General features: G+C 64.2%; 1 protein-coding gene. It reads left to right on the top strand.

What is annotated here, in order from left to right; genetic code table 11:
- Positions 1–1,449 (top strand): CoA-acylating methylmalonate-semialdehyde dehydrogenase (locus tag ACLF6J_RS17645; protein ID WP_421076994.1); only part of this gene is annotated, 1,449 nt, incomplete at both ends.

Below are 1,449 nucleotides of genomic sequence, written 5' to 3'. Positions count from 1 at the left end.
CGAGGGCACGTCCGGCCGCTTTAGCGACGTCTTTGACCCGAGCACTGGTGAGGTGCAGGCCCGGGTCCCGTTGGCCACCCAGGACGAGGTCAGGAACGCGATCGCCAACGCGGAGAAGGGCCAGCTTGCCTGGGGTGCCATGAACCCGCAACGCCGCGGCCGGATCCTGCTGAAGTTCGTGGACCTGGTGAACGAGAACATGGACGAACTCGCCACGCTACTCTCCTCAGAGCACGGCAAAACCTTCCCCGATGCCAAAGGTGATATCCAGCGCGGCATTGAGGTTGTGGAGTTCGCGGCCGGCGCCCCACATTTGCTCAAGGGAGAGTTTTCGGACAACGCCGGGACGGGAATCGACGTCCATTCGCTGCGCCAGCCCCTCGGTGTCGTCGCCGGCATCACGCCCTTCAACTTTCCAGCCATGATTCCGCTGTGGAAGGCGGGCCCGGCGCTGGCCGCCGGCAACGCGTTCATCCTCAAGCCCTCCGAACGGGACCCCTCGGTTCCGCTGCGCCTGGCCGAACTCCTCACCGAGGCAGGCCTGCCGGACGGGGTGTTCAATGTGATCAACGGCGACAAGGAAGCCGTTGACGTGCTGTTGGAAGATCCACGCGTCATGGCGATTGGTTTCGTGGGTTCGACCCCGATTGCCCAGTACATTTACGCCACTGCGGCAGCCAACGGCAAGCGCGCCCAGTGCTTTGGCGGGGCCAAGAACCACATGGTGATCATGCCCGACGCCGACCTGGACATGGCCGCGGACGCATTGATGGGTGCCGGCTACGGCTCGGCCGGGGAACGGTGCATGGCCATCTCCGTCGCCGTACCGGTGGGCCAGGAGACAGCCGATGCACTGGTAGCAAAGCTGAAGGAACGCGTACAGCACCTCCGGGTTGGCCACGGCATGGACAAGAACGCCGACTTCGGACCCGTGGTCGCGGCCTCCGCCAAAGAACGGATTGAGGGCTACATCCAGGCCGGTGTGGACGAAGGTGCCACCCTGGTAGTGGATGGCCGCGGCCTCGAGGTCGACGGCTACGACGGAGGTTTCTGGGTGGGCCCAACGCTTTTTGATGACGTCACCAAGGACATGAAGATCTACAAGGAAGAAATCTTCGGCCCGGTCCTGAGCGTCCTGCGCGCGGACAACTACGACGAGGCCCTCCGCCTCTGCAGCGAGCACGAGTTCGGCAACGGCGTAGCCATTTACACCCGCGACGGGGACGCCGCAAGGGACTTTGCCAGCCGGGTCCAGGTAGGCATGGTGGGCATCAACGTCCCCATCCCAGTCCCGATTGCCTACTACACCTTCGGCGGCTGGAAGGCCTCCGGCTTCGGAGATCTCAACCAGCACGGCACGGACGCCTTCCGCTTCTACACCAAGACAAAGACCGTCACCACCCGTTGGCCATCCGGCATCCGCCAGGGCGCCAGCTTCATCATGCCCGA

The sequence above is a fragment of the Microbacterium sp. IO18 genome (assembly GCF_049099505.1).
Lineage (GTDB): Bacteria > Actinomycetota > Actinomycetes > Actinomycetales > Microbacteriaceae > Microbacterium > Microbacterium aurugineum.
Note: the sequence above shows the minus strand (reverse complement) of the source record. Positions and strands in the feature narration are given on the sequence as shown.